Annotated in this window: 20 protein-coding genes; 10 read left to right on the top strand and 10 right to left on the bottom strand. The window is 64.1% G+C overall.

The features are described from left to right. Position 1: 1 nt before the first annotated feature. The 5 genes from coxB (at position 2) to ACVILH_RS21650 (ending at position 4,957) form a co-directional block, all read left to right on the top strand. The gene (coxB, locus tag ACVILH_RS21670) at positions 2–997 is read left to right on the top strand and encodes a cytochrome c oxidase subunit II (RefSeq protein ID WP_456714687.1); all 996 of its coding nucleotides are present in this window, start codon (positions 2–4) and stop codon (positions 995–997) included. 11 nt (positions 998–1,008) lie between these two features. Beyond that, positions 1,009–2,946 carry a cytochrome c oxidase subunit I gene (locus tag ACVILH_RS21665; RefSeq protein WP_456714686.1) on the top strand — a complete coding sequence of 646 codons (1,938 nt, stop codon included), beginning with the start codon at positions 1,009–1,011 and terminating at the stop codon, positions 2,944–2,946. 1 nt (position 2,947) lies between these two features. Continuing rightward, positions 2,948–3,559, top strand: a complete 612-nt coding sequence (locus ACVILH_RS21660) for a cytochrome c oxidase subunit 3 (protein WP_456714685.1) — start codon at positions 2,948–2,950, stop codon at positions 3,557–3,559. Continuing rightward, the gene (locus ACVILH_RS21655; RefSeq protein ID WP_456714684.1) at positions 3,552–4,007 is read left to right on the top strand and encodes a hypothetical protein; all 456 of its coding nucleotides are present in this window, start codon (positions 3,552–3,554) and stop codon (positions 4,005–4,007) included. Before ACVILH_RS21660 ends, ACVILH_RS21655 begins: the two co-directional genes overlap by 8 nt. A gap of 92 nt (positions 4,008–4,099) precedes the next feature. Continuing rightward, positions 4,100–4,957 carry a cytochrome c oxidase assembly protein gene (locus tag ACVILH_RS21650; RefSeq protein WP_456714683.1) on the top strand — a complete coding sequence of 286 codons (858 nt, stop codon included), beginning with the start codon at positions 4,100–4,102 and terminating at the stop codon, positions 4,955–4,957. A 299-nt stretch (positions 4,958–5,256) separates the two neighbouring features. Here ACVILH_RS21650 and ACVILH_RS21645 read toward each other — a convergent pair whose 3' ends face one another. Genes ACVILH_RS21645 through ACVILH_RS21635 form a run of 3 tightly spaced genes read right to left on the bottom strand, consistent with a single transcriptional unit; the run spans position 5,257 to position 7,352 of the window. Continuing rightward, the gene (locus ACVILH_RS21645) at positions 5,257–5,973 is read right to left on the bottom strand and encodes an SDR family oxidoreductase (protein WP_456714682.1); all 717 of its coding nucleotides are present in this window, start codon (positions 5,971–5,973) and stop codon (positions 5,257–5,259) included. A 48-nt stretch (positions 5,974–6,021) separates the two neighbouring features. Continuing rightward, entirely contained in the window at positions 6,022–6,696 is a 675-nt protein-coding gene (locus tag ACVILH_RS21640; protein WP_006612612.1) for a peroxiredoxin-like family protein, read from the bottom strand. 35 nt (positions 6,697–6,731) lie between these two features. Continuing rightward, entirely contained in the window at positions 6,732–7,352 is a 621-nt protein-coding gene (locus ACVILH_RS21635) for a glutathione S-transferase family protein (RefSeq protein WP_456714681.1), read from the bottom strand. A 199-nt stretch (positions 7,353–7,551) separates the two neighbouring features. Between ACVILH_RS21635 and ACVILH_RS21630 the strand changes: the two genes are divergently transcribed. Beyond that, positions 7,552–8,448, top strand: a complete 897-nt coding sequence (locus tag ACVILH_RS21630) for a LysR family transcriptional regulator (RefSeq protein ID WP_456717042.1) — start codon at positions 7,552–7,554, stop codon at positions 8,446–8,448. Between the two features lie 204 nt (positions 8,449–8,652). Here the strand turns inward: ACVILH_RS21630 and ACVILH_RS21625 are convergent, their stop codons facing one another. From ACVILH_RS21625 to ACVILH_RS21595, 7 genes are all read right to left on the bottom strand, one after another. Next, positions 8,653–9,096, bottom strand: coding sequence for an MgtC/SapB family protein (locus ACVILH_RS21625; protein WP_456714680.1), 444 nt, complete (start codon positions 9,094–9,096; stop codon positions 8,653–8,655). 128 nt (positions 9,097–9,224) lie between these two features. Beyond that, positions 9,225–10,022: an outer membrane protein gene (locus ACVILH_RS21620; protein ID WP_456714679.1), complete on the bottom strand. Its 798-nt coding sequence runs from the start codon at positions 10,020–10,022 to the stop codon at positions 9,225–9,227. 284 nt (positions 10,023–10,306) lie between these two features. Further along, positions 10,307–11,524 (bottom strand): zinc-dependent alcohol dehydrogenase, encoded by a 1,218-nt coding sequence (locus tag ACVILH_RS21615; protein ID WP_456714678.1) that lies wholly within the window; start codon positions 11,522–11,524, stop codon positions 10,307–10,309. A gap of 71 nt (positions 11,525–11,595) precedes the next feature. Next, positions 11,596–13,866 (bottom strand): xanthine dehydrogenase family protein molybdopterin-binding subunit, encoded by a 2,271-nt coding sequence (locus ACVILH_RS21610; RefSeq protein WP_456714677.1) that lies wholly within the window; start codon positions 13,864–13,866, stop codon positions 11,596–11,598. After that, entirely contained in the window at positions 13,863–14,882 is a 1,020-nt protein-coding gene (locus ACVILH_RS21605; protein WP_456714676.1) for an FAD binding domain-containing protein, read from the bottom strand. Before ACVILH_RS21605 ends, ACVILH_RS21610 begins: the two co-directional genes overlap by 4 nt. A gap of 10 nt (positions 14,883–14,892) precedes the next feature. Beyond that, positions 14,893–15,474, bottom strand: coding sequence for a (2Fe-2S)-binding protein (locus ACVILH_RS21600; protein ID WP_456714675.1), 582 nt, complete (start codon positions 15,472–15,474; stop codon positions 14,893–14,895). Further along, positions 15,441–15,587 (bottom strand): zinc ribbon-containing protein, encoded by a 147-nt coding sequence (locus ACVILH_RS21595; RefSeq protein ID WP_456714674.1) that lies wholly within the window; start codon positions 15,585–15,587, stop codon positions 15,441–15,443. Before ACVILH_RS21595 ends, ACVILH_RS21600 begins: the two co-directional genes overlap by 34 nt. Positions 15,588–16,013: 426 nt before the next feature. On the opposite strand from ACVILH_RS21595, the gene ACVILH_RS21590 reads away from it, so the two are divergent. The 4 genes from ACVILH_RS21590 (at position 16,014) to ACVILH_RS21575 (ending at position 20,380) form a co-directional block, all read left to right on the top strand. Next, positions 16,014–16,946, top strand: coding sequence for an FUSC family protein (locus ACVILH_RS21590; protein WP_456714673.1), 933 nt, complete (start codon positions 16,014–16,016; stop codon positions 16,944–16,946). A 210-nt stretch (positions 16,947–17,156) separates the two neighbouring features. Continuing rightward, entirely contained in the window at positions 17,157–18,098 is a 942-nt protein-coding gene (locus ACVILH_RS21585; RefSeq protein ID WP_456714672.1) for an NADP-dependent oxidoreductase, read from the top strand. Between the two features lie 73 nt (positions 18,099–18,171). Continuing rightward, the gene (locus ACVILH_RS21580) at positions 18,172–19,626 is read left to right on the top strand and encodes an aldehyde dehydrogenase family protein (protein ID WP_456717041.1); all 1,455 of its coding nucleotides are present in this window, start codon (positions 18,172–18,174) and stop codon (positions 19,624–19,626) included. A 19-nt stretch (positions 19,627–19,645) separates the two neighbouring features. Then, positions 19,646–20,380 (top strand): DUF4396 domain-containing protein, encoded by a 735-nt coding sequence (locus ACVILH_RS21575; RefSeq protein ID WP_456714671.1) that lies wholly within the window; start codon positions 19,646–19,648, stop codon positions 20,378–20,380. Positions 20,381–20,560 lie beyond the last annotated feature (180 nt).

Below are 20,560 nucleotides of genomic sequence, written 5' to 3'. Positions count from 1 at the left end.
AATGGCATGCGCCACCCTGGCCCCCGTGGCGGCGCACGCCGAAACGCCGCTGGACTATTGGTGGACCCACGGATCGCGCGCGCAATCGATATCCCATTTGCTGTGGTTCTCGACCACCGTCTCGATCCTGGTCATTGTCATCGTCAGCGCCCTGCTGCTCGGCGGCATTTTCCGCCATCGCCGCGTGCCGCAGCCGCAACTCCCGGGGCAGGCCGCGGTGGAGCGGCCCCATGGCGGCGCGTCATGGATCACCATCGGCGTCGGCATCTCCACTGTCGTGCTGGTGTTCACCACGGTCTGGACCTTCGCGACGCTGGCGCACACCGGTCCGCAGCCGGGCCCCGCCTCGGTTCGGTTGCAGATCACGGCGCATCAATGGTGGTGGGAGGTGCGCTACCTCTCCGACACGCCCTCGGAGGAGTTCACCACAGCGAACGAGATCCATATCCCCGCTGGCCAGGTCGTGGAGGTCAAGCTGCGCGGGCCTGACGTGATCCATTCGTTCTGGGTGCCGAAGCTCGCCGGCAAGACCGATGTCATTCCCGGCCAGGAGAACCAGACCTGGCTGCAGGCCGATCGCGAAGGCGTCTATCGCGGCCAATGCGGCGAATATTGCGGCCAGCAGCACGCGCATATGGCGTTCGACGTGATCGCCTCGCCACCCGAGGCCTACGCGCAATGGCGGCAGCAGCAGCTGCAGCCGGCGCATGCGACCAACGCGCCGGATCCGCAGTCCGGCGAAGGTCTGTTCACGACACGCTGCGGTATCTGCCACACCGTGCGGGGCACCACTGCCGGCGGCATTCTCGGCCCCGACCTCACCCATGTCATGAGCCGCCGTGCCATCGCGGCCGACACCTTGCCCAACAACACCGGCAATCTCGCCGCCTGGATCGCCGATCCGCAGCACATCAAGCCCGGCAACAAGATGCCACGGCTGGCGCTGTCGGGCGAACAGCTCACGCTGATCCGGCAATATGTCGAGACGCTGAAATAGGGGAGCAGCCGATGACCGCCGCGGAATATGATCGCGTACCCCGACTTGCGGTGCGCGACTATGCCTCCCCTCTGGCCGAAAAGCTGCACCGCCTCTGGGAGACCAAGCCCGGCGTGATCGGCTGGCTTTCCTCGGTCGATCACAAGGAGATCGGGCTGCGATACATCGTGACCGCCTTCATCTTCCTGATCGTCGGCGGCATCGAGGCGCTCATCTTTCGTATTCAGCTCGCCCAGCCAAATCTGACCCTGCTGACACCCGAGCAGTACAACGAGCTGTTCACGATGCACGGCGCCACCATGATCCTGTGGTACGCTTTCCCGATCCTGACCGGCTTCAGCGTTTATCTGCAGCCGCTGGTCATCGGCACCCGTGACATGGCGATGCCGAGACTCAACGCCTTCACCTATTGGCTGTTCGTGCTGTCGGGCATCTACCTCTATGTCGGCTTTGCGCTCGGCGCGGCGCCGAACGACGGCTGGTTCAACTACGTGCCCTATGCGTCCAAGACCTTCAATCCCGGGCTCAATATCGATTTCTATGCGCTGTCCAACATCCTGCTCGGTATCTCCACCACCTTGGGCTCGCTGAACTTCGTCGTCACCATCCTGCACATGCGCGCACCCGGCATGTCGATCAATCGGATGCCGATCCTGAGCTGGGGCACGCTCACGATCTCGGTCGGCAATCTCTTTGCGATGCCGAGCGTCACGCTGGCGTTCTTCCTGTTGTACTTGGACCGCCAATTCGGCACGCATTTCTACCAGCAGCCGACCGGACAGCCGCTGCTGTGGCAGCATCTGTTCTGGATGTGGGGCCACCCGTGGGTCTACGTGATCGTCTTGCCGGCCATCAGCATGGTCTCGGACGCGCTGCCGGTGCTGTGCCGACGGCCGCTGGTCGGCTACACCGCGGTGGCGTTGGCCACCGTGCTTACCATGGTGCTCGGCTTCGGCGTCTGGCTGCACCATATGTTCGCGACCGGCCTGCCGGGGCTCGCGCTCGGCTTCTTCAGCGCGGTGTCGATTATCATCGTCATCCCGAGCGCGGTCTCGGCCTTTTCCTGGCTCGCCACGATCTGGACCGGACAGCCGGTCCTCAATACCGCCTTCCACTTCTTCGCTGGCTTCATCGTCGTCTTCGTGATCGGCGGCGTCTCCGGCTTCATGACAGGCTCGGTGCCAGTCGACTGGCAGCTCACAGACACCTATTTCGTCGTCGCCCACATCCACTATGTGCTGATCGGCTGGAATCTGTTTGCGGTGATGGGCGCGAGCTATTTCTGGTTTCCCAAGGTCTCCGGCAAGCTACTCGACGAGCGGCTCGGGCGTTGGAACTTCTGGTTGATGTTCATCGGCTTCAATGTCGGCTTTTTCCCGATGCACATCTCTGGGCTGCTCGGCATGCCCCGGCGGATCTACACCTTCCCCGAGGGCATGGGCCTGGACTGGCTGAACCTGATCACCACGATCGGCTCCTACATATTCGCCTTTGGCTTCCTGCTGTTCCTCATCAACATCGTGCGCAGCCTGCGCCACGGCCAGGATGCCGGTCCCAATCCGTGGGACGCGGCAACGTTGGAATGGACCACGCCCTCCCCGCCGCCGCCCTACAATTACGTCGTCTTGCCGACGCTCGCGACCCGCGAGCCGCTGTGGGAGACGAGGCTTCAGGAGTCGCCGTTCCACTCTGATCTCGGCAAAGGCCCGCCGCTCGACCACGGCAAGGAGGCACTGGCGACCTCGACGCTCGACGGCCAGCCGGAGGCGATCCTGCGCATGCCCGAGGATTCGCTGATGCCGCTGCTGCTCGCGTTGGCCCTTACGACATTGTTCGCCGGGCTTATCGTGAAGCTCTGGTGGCTGGTGATCGCCTCCTTCCTGATCGGTCTCCTGTTCCAGCTGATCTGGCTGTGGCCGCGCGCGCAGCTTGCCGAGCGGAGGCTGTGAGATGACCATCGTCGCCATCCCGCGCACAAACCTACCCATTGGCAGGGTCACGCCTCGCACCGCAGGCTGGTGGGGCATGATCGCCGGCATCGTCACCGAAGCCTCGCTATTCGCCTACCTGCTGTTCTGCTACTTCTACTTCACGATCCAGCCGCGCGGCGAGATGTGGCCGGCGGAGATGCCGAGCTTCAAACTCGCCGGGCCCAACACTGCGATCCTGCTGATCAGCAGCGTGGCGGTCTGGTATGGCGAGCGCGGCGGTCGGCAGGGCTCGCGCCTGAAGCAGGCTTTGGGCCTCGGAACCGGATTCGTGCTCGGCGTCATCTTCGTGGCCATCCAGGCGCTGGAATGGAAGGCCAAATCCTTCTCGTTCAATTCCGGCCCCTATGGCTCGCTGTTCTTCGTCATCACCGGCTTCCACATGGGCCATGTCGTGCTCGGCCTGCTGATGCTGCTTCCGCTCACCATCTGGTCGATGCTCGGCTATTTCGGGCAAGGCCGGGAAGCACCGATCTCGATCGGCGCGATCTACTGGCACTTCGTCGATGCCGTGTGGCTGACCGTGTTCTTCAGCCTCTACATCACGCCATATCTGGGCCTGCGCCATGTCTGACGTTGAAACCGCTGACGTCGAAACCGCCGTCCATCAGGGACATCCCGCACCCCACCGCCATCGCTTCGGCCTCGGCTGGCTCCTGTTCGCATTGTTTGCGCCGCCTATCGGCTGGTCGTTGCACCTCATCTCGAACTACGCACTTGCGAGCCATAATTGTTATCCGATCGACGTGCTGAAATCACCGGTCAGCCCCGGCCTGCTTTGGACCGGGCTGATCGCGATCGATGTCGTCAGCCTGGCGCTGTCGGCTGCCTCCGGCCTCATCGCCTACAGCGCGTGGCGGGCGAGCCGAGAGGAGATGGCGGAGAATCGCTCACACATGATCGAGGCCGGCGAAGGGCGCACGCGCTTCCTCGCGGTCTGGGGGCTGCTGACCAGCGGCCTGTTCTTCATCACCGTCGCCTCCGACTCGGCGAGCCTCTGGATCCTCAGATCATGCAGCTGAGCGTAACCCGTCGGCTGCCATATGCCGTGCTCGCCCTCCCTGGCGCAGCCGCAGCCCACGGCATCGGGCCCGCGCCGGGCTCCGCTGAGGCCGTGTTCGGCCACGGCTGGCCGCTCGAGGCGCCGACGATCGTCCCACTGGCGCTGGCGACCGGCTTGTACGCGTTCGGCGTGAGCCGGGCCGTCCGCGAGAACCGGACCGAGCTGATCTCGATCCGGCGAACGCTGGCCTTCACGGCTGGGATGCTCGTCCTTCTGATCGCCCTGGACTCGCCGCTCGACACAATGAGCGAGGACCTGTTCTCGGCGCACATGGTACAGCATCTGCTGCTGATGCTGGCTGCACCTCCGCTCCTGATCGCGAGCGACTGCCTCGGCATTTTCCTGCGCGGCGTCCCGGCACCGGGCCGCAAGCGCATCGTGCGGTTCTGGCATGGCGCCCGACTCGGCCTTGCCTCCGACGCTTTGATGCATCCACTGCTGGTGTTCATCCTGTTCAACGCCGGCTTCGTGTTCTGGCACGCCCCCGGCCCTTATCGATGGGCACTCCAGAACGACGCCATCCACATCCTCGAGCATCTCAGCTTCTTTATCAGTGCGCTGATGTTCTGGTCAGTGGTGTTGCCCGCGCCAGGACATGCGCGGCGGCTGGCCCATGGTCCGGCGTTGCTGCTGATCGTGGCAACTGCCGTGCTGAGCGGCCTGGCTGGCGCACTGATGATATTCGCGCCACGGCCGCTCTATCCCGTCCATGCCGAGGGCGTGATGAAATGGGGTCTCAACCTGATGCAGGACCAGCAGCTCGCCGGGCTCATCATGTGGATCCCAGCCGGGAGTTCCTACGTGCTTGCGGCAGCGCTGGTCTTCCTTGGCTGGCTCAACGAGGCCGAGACGCGCGCATCCCGGTCGGCGCGCCGCGCGGCTGCAGTGCAACGTCTGATATCGAGGTGACCGCACCATGAGCAAGCTACGCCAGATCGCAGCACGCGCGAGGCGACGGCTTCGAAACTGCGGGTTCACGCAGCAACATGCGCTCTATGTCGGACAGGCACTGTTCGTGCTGGGCTGGTCGCTCGTTTGGGCCAACGGTCTTGCACTCGTGACATTCGTGCCGATAGGGACCGGCCCGATTTTGATGGCCGCGGGACTGACCTGCCTCTCGGTCCGGCGCCGAGCACGACCGGCGCGCCCGCCCGCACCGACGCTCATCCCACGACCGATGCCGCCATGCTGATGCGTCCCTCCAAGTACTAGAACGCGGCTTTCCCAATCGAAGCCCCGCCGTCGACATGGATCGTCTGGCCGGTGATGAATGCGGCTCCGTCGGACAGCAGGAACGCGATCGCCGCGGCGATCTCGTCCGGCTGCCCGAAGCGACGCATCGGAACGCCGGAGAGATAGCGGCGCTCGCCTTCGCTGCCCGGCGGGTTGTTGGTGCGGAACAGCTCCGTCTCGGTCGGCCCGGGCGAGACCGCGTTGACGGTGATGCCCGTGGTCGCAAGCTCGAGCGCCCAGCTGCGGCTGAAGCTCACCAGGGCGGCCTTGGCCGCGGCGTAAGCTGTGCGTTCGACCGAGCCGAGCACGGTGAGACTGGAGACGTTGACCACCCTGCCCCAGCCACGCTCCATCATCCCCGGGAGGAGAGCCTGCACCGTCTGCAGCGCCGGATGCAGGTTGACCCGCATCACCTCGTCCAGGACCGGCAGCTCGACGGTCCCGAGCCGTTGCGGCCGAACGAGGCCGACATTGTTGACGACCCCGTCGAAGCGGAAACGAGCCGTGAGCTCACGGAGCGCTGCGTCGGTCGCGCCCGTGTCGGCGAGGTCGACCGACACCAGCGTGCCTGGAAAGTTTTCTGCCGCTCCGCGCGCAAGACCGACGACGCGATGACCGTCCCGAGTCAGACGATTGGCGAGTGCACGGCCGATGCCCTTGCTGGCACCGGTGATCAGGAAGGTACGAGACATTGAGATCCTCGCAAATTAGCTTCGTCGGCAGGGAGGCGGAGATGCAGATCAAACGGCCGCCGCGGCTGCGCGGCGAAGCGCGGGCAGCATGTCCTCGGGCTCGGGACGACGGGTGTAGTCCGGGTTCACCTCGGCGTAGAGGATCAGGCCGTCCGGTGCGATGACGTAACGGGCCGGCATGGGCAGCGTCCAGCTCGGGTCGCCATTGAAGGCCGGCAGATCGTTCTTGAGGCTCTTGTAGAGGTCAACGAGATAGTCGGGCAGCGCGAAGCGAAGTCCGAAGGCGGCGGCCACATCGTTGTGGGTGTCCGACAGGATCGGAAAGCCGAGCCCATTCTGGCGCACCGACTTTCGGCTGTTGGCCGCAGTTTGCGGCGAGATCGCGACCAGGCTCGCGCCGAGCTTCTCGAAGTCCGGCAGCGCTGCCTGGAGCGCCTGCAGCTCCATGTTGCAATAGGGGCACCAGACGCCACGATAGAAGCTCACGACCAGCGGGCCCTTGGCGAGCAGGTCCGAGGACGATACGACCTGGCCGTCCGGGTCTTTCAGCGCAAACGCCGGCGCATGGTCGCCCGCCTTGAGGGCGTGCGTCGCCGCACCGCTCGCGATCAGTTCGGCCGTGGCGCGGTGCATCGTCTCGATGACGGCCTGCGGCACTTGATAGGGTGGTTTGCCCGCTTCGAAATCGGCCTTGAAGGCATCGAGCTTGGACTGAAGCGTCATGATCTGTCTCCGTGGATCAGGGGTGAAAGGAAGCGTCAGGCAGCAGGAATGAGCGCGTTCACGCGCGCGACCGCGCGCTGGACAGCTGGCCGGCTCTCGACTTCGCCGTACCAACGCGCGACGTTGGGGGCCTGCTCGAGATCGACGCCAGCGAACTCGCGTCGCCACAGCCAGCCAAAATGAGCGATATCGGCAATCGTGAACTCGTGGCCGGCGGTGAAGGGCTGCTTGGCCAGAACGCCGTCGAGGATCGAAACTGTACGTCTTGCTTCGTTGGAGAAGCGCTCGATCGCGATCGGCTGCGGCTCGCTCGCGAGACGCTGAAAGAAGCCCGATTGGCCGAACGCCGGGCTCAAGCCCGAAGCGTGGAAGAACAGTTGCTCGAAAACGCGCGCCCTGCCCTCTCCCGAGGCCGGCAACAGGCGGCCGGTCTTCTCGGCGAGATACACCAAAATGGCGGCGGACTCGGTCAGGACGAAATTCCCGTCGACCAGCACCGGCACCTTGGCGCTTGCGTTCAGCGCGATGAAACCCTGCGCCTTCTGTTCGCCTTTGCGGATGTTCACGCCGTGCAGCGAATAGTCGAGCCCCAGCTCTTCCAGCGCGACCGGCACCTTGACACTGTTCGGCGTGGCGAAGGCATAGACGTCCAGCATGATCTCGTCCCCTCAAGTGCGGCTGCGGCCGATGCCCAAGACCGAAGGACCTCAGCCGCGGTCCGCGTCAGCCGATTCGTTCGGTCTCTTACCTGGACCGCCTTCGGCCAGTCCGAAGGTCTGGAGACTTGATGCGCCTGTTCCGCTCGACAGGGCAGCGGGCCATGAGCGATAACGGTTATTCCCAGGAGGAATGACGGTGGACAGGTATCAAGCGATGTCGACATTCGTGCGCGTGGTCGAAACCGGCTCCTTTTCGGCCGCCGCCCGTCACCTCAATGTCGGCCAGCCTGCCGTGTCCAAGACCATCGCCCAGCTCGAAGACCGGCTGCAGGTGAGCCTGCTGATCCGCTCAACGCACGGGCTGACCCCGACAGAAGCCGGGCAACGCTTCTATGAAGGGGCGAAGGCGGCCATCCAGGAAGCCGACGAGGCCGAGCTTGCGGCACGCGGGGCGGGCGCGGGACTTTCCGGCTGCCTGCGCGTGTCCGCTGCCACGACGTTCGCACGCCTGCACATCGTGCCGCTGCTGCCGCGCTTTCTGGACCGTCATCCCGAGCTCGAAATCGATGTGACACTCGATGATCGCGTCATCGACCTGGTGGCCGAAGGGATCGATGTCTCGCTGCGCATGGGCGCGCTGGCCGATTCCTCGGCGATCGCACGCAAGCTGGCGACTGGCGGACGTTCGGTGCTGGCCACGCCGGCCTACTTCGCGCGCGCCGGCGAGCCGCACAGTCCCGCGGATCTCGCGGAGCATGAGGCGGTGATCTACAGCCAACTTCCCAATGTCTGGTCATTCACCCGTGACGGCGCCGAAGCGTCGGTGTCCGTCCATGGGCGTATCAGGGTCAGCGCTGCGGAGGGGCTGCGGGCGGCCGTGCTCGCCGACATGGGCCTCACCATCGCGTCAGACTGGATGTTCAGCTCCGAGCTTGCCAGCGGCGCCGTGCGTCGCGTCTTGGCGGACTGGATGTTGCCGCCGCTGGATCTCTGGGCCGTCTTCCCCGCGGGCCGCATGGCCAGCGCCAAGGCGCGCGCATTTGCAAGCTTTGTCGAAAGCGCACTCGCCAACAGCGACACCGGCCCGGCATAGAGCCTCTGCCGACTGTCCGCCCGAGAAGAAGCGCGCCCCGAGCGTTCACTCGATCATGCCGCTGTCACAAGGCAGACCAACGGTGGCGCGTCCTGCGCGGGTCCTCCTAGTCGCATCGCGCCACTACGACCTTTCTCAATCTCTTGGACTTCATCGCGCGAGCTGACACGGCGGCCATCAATCTCACTGCGCTTTCGCGATCACCTAATCCTTCATGCCCGTGGCACGCTCGAGCCAGCCGAGACCAAACAAGACCAGCAACGTGATCGCAATGGCCGCTCCCACTAGAAACCATGCACCGAGGGCACAAGCAATTCCCAGCCCCGCAGCAATCCAGACGGTCGCCGCCGTGGTCAGTCCGCGGACCGTCTTCGCGCGTTGATCTCGCAAGATCACGCCGGCGCCGATGAACCCCACTCCGCTGATCACGCCGGTCAGAACGCCCTGGATCACCCGCGAAATGGCATCGGGATGATCGCGCAGATCCTTGAACTCGATCGCCGCGATCGACACCAACGCTGATCCGAGCGACACGAGCGCGAGCGTCCGCATGCCGACCGCCTTGCCTCGCACATCCCGGTCGACCCCGATCAGCAGGCCCGTTCCGGCCGCGACAAGCAGGCGCAGGACGTCGTCGAAATGATCCATGTCTGGTCCGGTCAGTGCAACAGATCTCCGGGCGACTGGCGGCCGCCACCCGGAGACATGCATGGTAAGGAGTGTCATCAAAGGTCCGTATCGAGCCTTCGATGGCGACCCACATCAATGTGCTGCTATCAAAACCCGCCTAATGCGGTCGTCGTTCCTGACCAGGCATTCCATTTGAAACTGATCCGCCCCATGATCGAGTCTGCCCGGGCCGATACGTTTCTGAAGTCGACGTTCCCGGCTCCGAGACAGGTTGAGCAGTCGTGGTGGTTGGAGTCGAACTCGTAGTGCCGGTACACGACGCCGAGCACCAGGTTGTCGAGAACGGCATAGTCGAAGCCGCCGCCGACATACCAGCCGTCGTGACGACGGCTCGCCTCCGAGAAGGTCGCTCCCGTCGCGGCAAATGAGCCATTGGTCCGGAGGCTCGCCTCGGCCCAGCCGCCCGTGGCGTAGAGCATCCAACGGTTCCAAGCCCAGCCCAGCTTGCCGCCGACATAGCCGATGTCGCGAATGCGGCTGCGGCAATATTGCGTGCCGACCGCAAAGCCGCAGCTTCCACCAGCGCCGCCGCCGAGCGTCGATCCCCAGTCGCTGCCCACCGCGTCCCAGCCGCCCTCGATGCCGAGCACGACCTGATTCCATTGCTTCTGGAATCCGCCGAACCCTCCGGCAATCCAATTGGTGCGGTTGTCGGTACGCCAGCCGAATCCGGGCGCGTTGTAGAACGATCCATCGGTCCGATTCCACTCGGCGCCGCCCTCACCGCCGATGTAGAAGCCGGTCCAATCATAGACCGCAGGCGCGATCGGTGCGACCGGCGGCGCCTTTGTATAGGGTCGCGCGGCGAGATCGGCAGCTGTGGCATGGCTGATTCCGGCAAGCGAGACTAATGACGCAAAAACAAGACCTATGTGCGATTTCATGAAGCCCTCCCAAGTTGCGAGCGGGATCCACGATAGTCGCAGGTAGAACAGTAACGACTACACATGTTAGTTCAACAGTCTGCTGCGCCTGCATCACACGGCGTCGTGGCAAACGGGCAACAATTTTGGAACTCGTGCGAGAGACGCGCCTCAGATTTCCTAAGCGTCTGCGCGATGGCCTATCACATGTTAAGCTTCACTGCCTCGCAGTTCGGATCATTAGCCGCTGATTGCACCAGCCGGGACCGTTCTACCGACCGGCGCGCCCCCTGCGACTCGGGCCGCTACGCCGCAACCGGCTTCAGCTCGACCTTGAGCCATCCAGGCTGACGCGCATCGAACGCTTCGTAGGCTGAGATCACCGATCCCATCGGCTCGGTCCTGGTCAGGATCTTGAGCGGATCGATCGCACCCGAGGCAATCAGGTCGAGCAGATGCGGAATGTATTTGCGATGATTGCAGTTGCCCATCTTGATCGTGAGGTTCTTGTTCATCGCCTCACCGATCGGGAACTCGCGCTGCGTCGGCGGATAGACACCGATGATCGAGAGCGTCCCGGCCTTGGCGAGCGCCTGCACCGCCCAGTCCAACGCCTGGCCGGGCGCATCGCCCGGCTTGTACGCATGCGCATGCGTCTCGGCAGATTTCGGCTCCACGGCATGCGCGGCGGAGTCGAGCGCCGTCTCGAGGTCTTCCTGGACCGCCCCCGCATCATGGTGAGCATGTTCGGCGTCGACGCCGACGGCATCGATCGCGCGATCCACCCCGATGCCTCCTGTCATCTCGACGATCGTCTGGACCGGATCTTCGTTGTCGAAATTCACGATCTCGGCGCCTTGCTGCTGCGCCATCTCGAGCCGATCGGGATGGTGGTCGACGGCAATGATGCGGCCCGCGCCCATCAGCCGCGCGCTGGCGATCACGAATTGCCCGACCGGGCCGCAACCAAATACGGCGACCGTCGAGCCTTCATGGATGTCTGCGAGATCGGCACCGAAATAGCCGGTTGGGAAGATGTCGGACACGAGGATCGCCTGATCGTCGGTGACATTCTCGGGAATCTTGACCATGCCGATGTGAGCGTAGGGAATCCGCGCCTTCTCGGCCTGTAGTCCGTTCCAGGGCCCGGTCGGTCCCGGGCCGCCAAAGAAGGCCGTCCCGGCACGCTTGCCATGGGGATTGGCGTTGTCGCATTGCGCGAAGTAGCCTGCGCGACAGTATGAGCAGCTGCCGCAGGCGATGGTCGAGCCGATGACGACACGGTCGCCCGGCCGGAAGTTGCGGACCATGGGTCCGACCTGCTCGACGATCCCGACACCCTCGTGGCCGAGGATCGTACCGGGCTCCATGCCGGAAAACGAGCCGCGGACGAAGTGGAGATCGGTGCCGCAGATGGCCGAGGCCGTGAGCCGGACGATGGCATCGGTCGGCTGCTCGATCGTGGGATCGGTGACCTCCTCGAGCCGGATGTCGCCCTTGTCGTGATAGACTACCGCCTTCATGCCAGCTCTCCGTGTGCCCGAGACATTCCCCGGGCAACGGGAGTTCGACGGCGCCGTTCCTATGCGCCACGCTACAGCAGATCTTCGATGCGGATCGGCAGCCGGCGAACACGCCGGCCAGTGGCGTGAAACACAGCGTTGGCAATCGCCGCATTCATGCCAACGATCCCGATCTCGCCAATGCCCTTGATTCCGAGCGGATTCACGTCGTCATCGATTTCAGGCAGCATCAGCACATCGACCTTGCACACATCGGCATTCACCGGGATGAGATACTCGGCAATGTTGTTGTTGACGTAGCGCGCGGCGACGGGATCGATCTCCGTCTTCTCCTCCAGTGCGGCCCCAAGGCCCCAGATCATGCCGCCCATGAACTGGCTGTAGGCCGTCAACGGATTGACGATGGTCCCACAGGCGAAGGCGCCGACCATCCGCGGCACGCGGATCTCACAGGTGCGGCGATGGACGCGCACCTCCACGAATTGCGCGCCGAACGCATAGGCGGTGACATCCTGGCGGCTATGGCCGCGCGACATTGGAGGCTGGCCGCTGTAGAGCTGAGCGAGTGCCTCGGGTTTGAGACCGGTGGGGATGTTCTCGGCATAAGCCTCGAGCGCGCCGGGGCTTAGCCGCTTCAAGGCGTCCGACAGCTGTTCGCTCGCTCCGCCTGGTCCGACCAGCCTACCCTGCTGCAAGCGGAGGGCGCGCGGATCAGCCCCCGCGAACATCCCGCTATTGGTGGTTGTCGCAGCCCGGATGATCCGCTCGCTCAGCTCGTCACACGCCTTGCCGATCGCATGCGAAATCGTCGCCGTATGGCTGGAGCCAGCCGCAAGCGAAGCCGGTGGCAATCTCGTGTCGCCGAGGTCGACCTGCACATCCCCGACGTCCAACCCGAGCTTGTCAGCGGCAATGATCGCCGCGACCGTATAGGCGCCGGTGCCGATGTCATGCGCGGCAATCTCGACCCTGGCCTGCCCGTTTGGCCGCAACATGACGCGAGCGGCGGTCGCAGCGATGTTCGCTGGATAAGCCGCGCTGGCGCAGCCCCAGCCGACCAGCCAGTCGCCGTCCGCCATGGAGCGCGGCTTCGCATCGCGCTTCGCCCAGCCAAAGCGCTCGGACGCCTCGTCGAAGCAGCGCATCAAGTGCCGGCTTGAGAATGGCAGGCCGGTGACGGGGTCCCGCTCCGGCTCGTTGCGCCTCCTGAGCTCGATGGGATCGCAGCCGATGCGATGGGCCAGCTCATCCATGGCGCATTCCAACGGGAACATGTAGGGCGTCTCTGGTGGAGCGCGCATGAAGCCGGGCGTATTGCGGTCGGCGTGAACGACGTTGACCTTTGTCTTGACGCTCGGCGAAGCATACATCCGCGCGGTCGTCTCGTTGCCGGAAACGTTGTAGTTGCTCGGCCGGCTGGTGACCTCCCAGCCCTCATGCCTGACCGCGTCAAGGATGCCATCCTTGGTGGCGGCGAGTTGGAGGTGATGGCGGGTTTCGGCACGGTAGGTTGCGATCGTAAAACCCTGGCCGCGGGTCGCGACCAGCTTCACGGGGCGGTTGATCCGTCGCGCGGCGATCGCGATCCATGCCGTGCGGGCCGTCGCCCCTCCCTTCGAGCCGAACGCGCCACCGATGAACTTCGAGATGACCCTGATCTGCTCAGGCGCGACGCCGATCTGCTGGGCCACGTTGCCGCGGAGCCCGTAGACGAACTGGCTCGGCTCCCAGATCGTGAGCTGGCCGTTGTCCCACGCGCATGTGGTCGTGAACAGCTCGATCGCGTTGTGGTGCTGGGTCGGCGTTTCGTACCACTCGTCGACGACGACCTCAGCCCTGGCGAGCGCGGCGTCCACATCGCCGACGTCATAGTCCTTGTGCTCCCCGGCCTCTCGAATATGCGCCTCGACGCCAGGACTGTCGAAGGTCGGGCTCGGCGACTCCTCGTCGTAATCGACACGGATCCTGCCTGCGGCCTCACGGGCGATCTCGAAGCTGTTGGCGACGACAACCGCGATGATCTGCCCGTCGTGCCAGATCCGGTTGTCCTGCAGCGTCGTCGTCGTGCCGCCGCCCGTCATCATCTTCGGCGGCTTGGCCTGCTGGCCGACATTCTCGAACGTCAGGATGTCGAGCACACCAGCGAGATTGCGCGCCTCCTCCAGGTGAAAGCGAGCGATGTGGCCGCGCGCGATGCGGCTCGTGACCAGGTGGGCATAGGCCGCATTGTGAAGAGGCTCGTCCGACGGGTATCGCGCATGCCCCGTGACTTTGGCGCGGCCGTCGATCCGGCGCGTGGCCGTACCAAGCGGTCCAGTTGGGATCTGTTCCGGACAGCTCATGCGCTCACCTCCAGCTCGGCTGTTTCCAGCAATGCACGCACGAGCGTGCGGCGGCCGAGCTCCGGCTTGAAACCGGTCTCGCTGTGGACGACGGCGCCGGCAAAGGCCGCCTCGGCAGCCTGCTGGGCAGCGCTCTCGTCCAGCACGCGTCCATTCAGCACGGTTTCGGCCTCGACGGCGCGCCACGGCTTGGCGACGAGCCCGCCAAGCCCGATCCGGGCCGAGCGGACGCGACCATCGGCGGCGAGATCGAGTGCCACCGCTGCAGACGCCAAGGCGAAATCATAGGAGGCGCGGTCTCGCACCTTCACGTAGCGCGATCGGCGGGTCCAGGGGCCGGCAGGAATGCGGATCGACGTGATCAGATCCGCCGGTTGCAGGTTGATCTCCAAGTGCGGCGTGTCGCCAGGGCTGCGATGCAAATCCTCGAACGCAATGGTCCGCGGCGCGGCGGCCGAATCGAGAATGTCCAGTTCAGCACCGAGCATCACCAATGCAATCGCGAAGTCACCCGGGTAGTTTGCGATGCAATGCTCGCTGACCCCGAGCACCGCGAGCCGGCGATTGACGCCTGTGATCGCCTGGCATCCCGAACCCGGTTCACGCTTGTTGCAGGCCCGCCAGCTCGTGTCCCGATAATATTGGCAGCGGGTCCGCTGCAGGACGTTGCCGCCGAGCGACGCCATGTTGCGCAGCTGAGCGCTCGCGGCCAGCCGCAGCGCGTCTGCGATCACCGGGTAATCGCGGCGGATGATCGGGTGATCGGCGGCCTCCGCCATGCGCACCATCGCGCCCAGACGCAGTCCGTCTTCATCACTCTCTATCGCGCCGAGATCGCTTCGCAGCGGCTTGAGGCTGACGAGCATTCGTGGTGTCAGAACCTCCAGCTTCATCAGATCAAGCAGGTTGGTTCCACCCGCCAAATAGCGCGCGCCCGACTGCGCGCGGCTCGCGTCCTGACTCTTTCGAATGGCATCCGAAGGATTGCCTGCAGTCTGGAGCTCGAAAGGGCGCATCAGAGAGGCCTCAGCTTGAGATCGTGTCGTCGGCGCGAGCCGACACGACGGACTGGATAGCTTCCACGATCCTCGGATAGGCGGCGCAACGACAGAGATTGCCACTCATGTAGTCGCGGATGTCCTCGGCCGACCCTGCGTGGCCCTCGGCGATGCAGCCGATCGCGCTCAAAATCTGACCCGGGGTGCAATAGCCGCATTGGAAGGCGTCATGGTCCCAGAACGCCTGCTGCATCGGATGCAGCGGCTCGCCTTCCTTTGCAAGACCTTCGATCGTCGTGACCTCCTCGTCGACCGTCGCCGTCAGCATCAGACAGGACAGTACACGCCGGCCGCCCACCAGCACCGTGCAGGCGCCGCACTGACCGAGGTCACAGCCCTTCTTGGTACCGGTCAATCCGAGAGCTTCGCGTAGCGTGTCGAGCAGCGTGGTGCGCGGATCACAGGACAATTCGTAAGGATGACCATTGATGACCAGCGACAATCTCACGGAATGCTCCTCGTAGAAGTGGAATGACGATCGCCGTTGCGCATTGTTTTGCGCGAACTCATCGAGGCTCATTGCGCCGTGTGTCGAACGTCGCATGACCAACAGTGGGAGCACTTCGGGATTTTGTGCCCCTTCGTCACGTGGGTCGTTTGGTGACAACGTTCGCAGCGGAAATCGCCGGTCTCTTCTGCCGTCTCTCCAGCATGAGCAGCCATGCCGCGCCTCCTCGCACCGCCTGTCCAGATTTGACGACCAACGATAAAACGTCGTGAGGGTTTCTATCCAACGGCGCAGGATTGGCGCATGCCCAGGAACGACGATGCGACGAACAGGTTTGCCCGCAAGGCCGGATTGCTCCGCACCCGAGCGATCCAGTGCCCCCGTGCTTGGCAATCCAGCATGAAGGTGGATTCCGCAACAATGACTGGAATAATGCGACTGATCGTAATGGACGTCCGCGACAGCATTGGTCGCCGCGCCCCCCTTTGACACCCCGCGCAGTGGAACAGCGAAAGTCACTGCTGAGCAGCGCCTTTGAATTCAGATGGTCGGCTGTCCAGCTCGCAGCTGCCAACGTGTCAACGATCGCCGTCGCCGCCTGTCTTCTCGTCGCACTTTTCTCAGGATCCCCGCAGTCCGGAATGGCCGCGACGATGGGAGCGTTTCCGACCGGATTTGGCGCTCATCAGCGACTATCCCACCTGCGCTCTGCTCCCATGATCCTGGCCGGTTTCGGCATGGGCGTGTGCGGCTTCCTTGGCGCACTCCTGTCCGACAGCCTGCTTGGAAGTGCTCTCGTCGGCGGCGGCATCGCAGCGATTTGCGGCTTCGCTACGCAGTATGGCCAAGCGCCGTGGTGGTTGACCCTGCAGTGGTCGATCGCATTTCTGCTTGCCGCCCGCGGTCCACCCGAGCTCCCGGCCGCGCTGATGCGAGGCTTGTTGGTCTTCGCCGGTGCAGCTTTGCAGACCCTTGTCATCGTCGTTGCCTGGCATTGGCACCCGTTCGGCGCAGCCAGTGACGTCCCTCGAGCAGAGGCCACACCGCCAAGCTCGAGGCTCGGCTGGCTGGTCCAGCTCTTCCGACGCGTGATCAGCGGACAAGCTGGGCTGCGCTATGCCGCCATTGCGGGCGGGACGGTCAGCGCGGCGATCCTGATCGAGCGCCATCTCGGTTTGGGCAACGGGTATTGGGTGCCGATGACGGCCCTCATCATTCTGCAACCCAAGCGGCGCGACACTCTGGTTCGCACCGCTCAACGCATTGCCGGAACCTTCCTGGGAGCGATCTCCGCGACGCTCTTCGCAGTGATCGTCAGGCCGGACGGCATTATCCTGGTTAGTTGTGTCATCGCGCTGGCGTGGGCAACATATGCCGTGCAGCGTGTCAATTACGCTGCCTTTTCGTTCGCGATCACGTCCACTGTCGTTTTCCTGATCGCGCTGACCGGATTACCCGAACCGGATGCGGCCTGGCGACGCACCATCGCCACCGCGATAGGCGCCGCGTTGGCCGTGGGTTGCAGGTATCTGGCTGGTCCGGATTCTTCAATCGAGCCCAGTCAGCAGAAATGACTGCTGCTCCGCGTCCCGCAATCGGTACGCTCCCGTACGTCCATCCTCATTGTCTTCTCTCTCGCACCTCGCGACCTGCAGCGGTCTGCCCGCGAGGTTATTCAGAAGAGTTGTGAGCAGGGTCCCCGATCGTCGATCGTTTGGAACGGCCGTCTTTCCGGCTCATTAGGCCCGACGGAAGCTCATCGCCTCGTCCAAGGAATCACAATTATGCACGCGGTCCGTATCCACTCGTTCGGCGGCCCTTCCGAACTGGTGTTGGACGATATGCCAATGCCCCAGCCCGGCGAAGGCGACGTGCTCGTTCGCGTGCGGGCAGCGAGCGTCAACCCGGTCGACTACAAGACCCGTTCCGGCCGCTATCCGGCAGTCAAACAGGAACAATTGCCGAAAGTCCTCGGACGCGATGTTGCCGGAGTGGTCGAGCGTGTTGGCGATACCGTCACGCGGTTTCGCACCGGCGATGCCGTGTATGCCATGCTCGATCGCGAGGTCGGCGGCTACGCGGAGTTCGTGCGCGTCCATGAGGCTGACGCGGCGAGGACGCCTGACGGCATCGACTTCGTCAAGGCCGCGGCCGTCCCTCTCGCCGCTTTGACCGCATGGCAGGGCTTGTTCGATCACGGCCACCTCAAGGCCGGACAGAGAGTATTGATCCATGGCGGATCTGGCGGCGTCGGACATTTCGCGATCCAATTCGCCAAAAATGCCGGTGCGTGGGTTGCGACCACCGTCTCGGACGTGGACGTCGAGTTCGTCCGCAAGCTCGGGGCGGACAAGGCGATCGACTACAGGAATGAACAATTCGAGGACGCTGTTCAGGACATCGACCTGGTGTTCGATCTGATCGGTGGCGACACCCAGGACCGGTCCTGGACCGTGCTGAAGCACGGTGGCGCCCTGATTTCCACATTGCAGAAGCCTGATCAGGACGAAGCCGAACGCCGCGGCGTGCGCGCCACCAACTACATGGCCGAGCCGAGCGGAGCGCAACTTGCGGAGATCGCGCGCCTGATCGAGACCGGCAAGGTGACCGTCGTGATCGACTCGACCTTTCCCCTGCAGGACGTCGGCAAGGCCCACGAGCACATGGAGCACGACCATGTGCACGGCAAGGTAGTGCTGCAGGTCGCTGTCGAGAAAGCTCATTGATGTCAGCAACACGCGCGACAAATCCGTGCCGGAGGGCTCCCCTTTGACAGTCATTCATGATGGACTCGATCGTATGCTGATCGGCGGCGTGTGGCGCGGCGGAAGCGGGACGGACCGGATTGCAGACAAGGATCCGTTCACGGGCGACACACTGCTGGAGATCGTCGAAGCTGATGATTCGGACGTGCAGGCCGCCTACTCCGCTGCGGTCACCGCTCAACGCGAATGGGCGGCCGCATTGCCGTCCGAGCGCGCTGCAGTCATGCAACGCGCGGCGGATGTCATGGTCAAACGCCGCGAAGAGATCGTTGGCTGGCTGATCCGTGAGGCGGGCTCGACCCGGCTGAAGGCGAACCTGGAATGGCAGGCTGCGCAGGCCGTGATGCTCGCCGCGGCATCGATGCCTTACATGGTCGAGGGGGCGATCCTGCCCGCCGACATTCCCGGCAAGGAATGCCGCGTCTACCGCAAGCCGGCCGGGGTGGTCGGCGTGATCAGCCCGTGGAATTGGCCGCTGCAGCTTTCCAATCGCAGCGTAGCTCCGGCCTTGGCCGTCGGTAATGCCGTGGTTCTCAAGCCCGCCAGCGACACGCCGGTCAGCGGCGGGACCCTGCTCGCCAAGATCTACGAGGAGGCCGGCCTGCCGGCAGGTCTGCTGAGCGTCGTGGTCGGCTCGGGCGGACGGATCGGCTCCGCTCTGGTCAAGAACCCCGCCGCACGCGTGATCTCGTTCACCGGCTCCACGACCGTCGGCCGCGGCATCGCGAGGATGGCGATGGCGGACGCGGACATCATCAAGCGCGTCGAACTGGAGCTTGGCGGCAACGGCCCGTTCGTGGTGCTCGAGGACGCAGATCTCGATCTGGCCGTGCGGGCTGCCGTGTTCGGCAAGTTTCTTCACCAGGGGCAGATCTGCATGATCACCAACCGCTTCATCGTCGTCGACGCCGTCTACGATGAATTCGCGGAACGATTTGCTGCGGCTGTCCGCCATCTCAAGGTCGGAGATCCACAGCAGCCCGACACGATGATCGGTCCGATCGTCAACCGCCGTCAATTCGAGGCGATCAACAAGCTGATCTCCTCGGCCCGCGCCGGCGGCGCCCGCGAGCTCGTGGGCGGCGAGCCGGAGGGTCTCGTGATCCAGCCGCACGTCTTCGCCGACGTCACCAACGACATGGAGATCGCCACCAACGAGATCTTCGGACCCGTCGCACCGCTCATCCGCGTGCGCGATGAGGAGGATGCCTTGCGGACCGCCAATGCGACCACCCAGGGCCTGAGCGCATGTGTGTTCACCCGCGATCTCGCACGTGGTGCACGCTTCGGCCAGCGGATGGAAGCGGGCATGGCTCACGTCAACGACCAGCCTGTCCTCGATCTGCCGAACAATCCGTTCGGCGGCGTCAAGAATTCGGGCATCGGCCGCTTTGGCGGCAAATGGGCCGTCGCGGCCTTCACGACAGATCAGTGGATTACCGTGCAGCACCTGCCGCGCACCTACCCGTCAGATAGCGCCGGTCAATGACATCAGGCGGACGCGTCCCTTGATTCCGGATTGGCTGCACATTCTCTCCCTCGTCTTTCTGGTCCTGGGCGTCGTATGCGCCCTGATCATCGCGATCGATGTGGTTCGCCATCCGCAGCAGATGTGGATCATGGATGTGGTCTGGCCGGTGACCGCATTGTTCGGAAGTGTCTGGGTCGTCTGGCAATATTTCGCTTATGGGCGGCTTGCGACCCAGGAGAAGATGCATCTCGCCAAAGCGCAGGGCGAGAAGCCGCCGAACACGCGGCAGACTCCATTCCCGATCATGGTCGCCAACGGCTCGCTTCACTGCGGCAGCGGATGCACCCTCGGGGACATCATTGCCGAATGGCTCGCCTTCGGCGTCCCCGCCGTGGCCGTCGCATTCGGCTGGAAAAGCCTGTTCTCGGAAAGGATGTTCGCCGTCTGGATCCTCGACTTCCTGCTCGCCTACGGCTTCGGAATCCTCTTCCAGTACTTCACGATCGCGCCGATGCGGGGCCTGTCGCTCCGAGAGGGGCTCATCGCAGCCGCCAAGGCCGACACGATCTCGATCGCGTCCTGGCAGATCGGCATGTACGGGTTCATGGCATTCGCCAATTTCTACATCTTCCGGCACGTGCTCGGTGCCCGGCTGGAGGTCAACACCGTCGAATTCTGGTTCATGATGCAGATCGCCATGCTGTTCGGGTTCGCCACGTCGTACCCGGCCAACTGGTGGCTTCTCAAGCGGGGCTTGAAGGAGAAGATGTAGCGACGCGTACTGCTGTCTGCGGCGCAACGTTTCCAACGCTGATCGCTCCCACGGAATGTGTACGGTTGCGGACACGATCAGACCCGGTACCCGCCGGGCGGACGCGGGGGGAAGGAACTGCTGCTTCGAAAGAACATTCTCTTCCTGCTCATTTGGTACATCCTGCCGCTCCGGCAGGCC

This window comes from Bradyrhizobium sp. USDA 4353 (genome assembly GCF_054063215.1).
The sequence above is the reverse complement of the archived record's forward strand: the minus strand, read 5'-3'. Positions and strand labels throughout refer to the sequence as shown.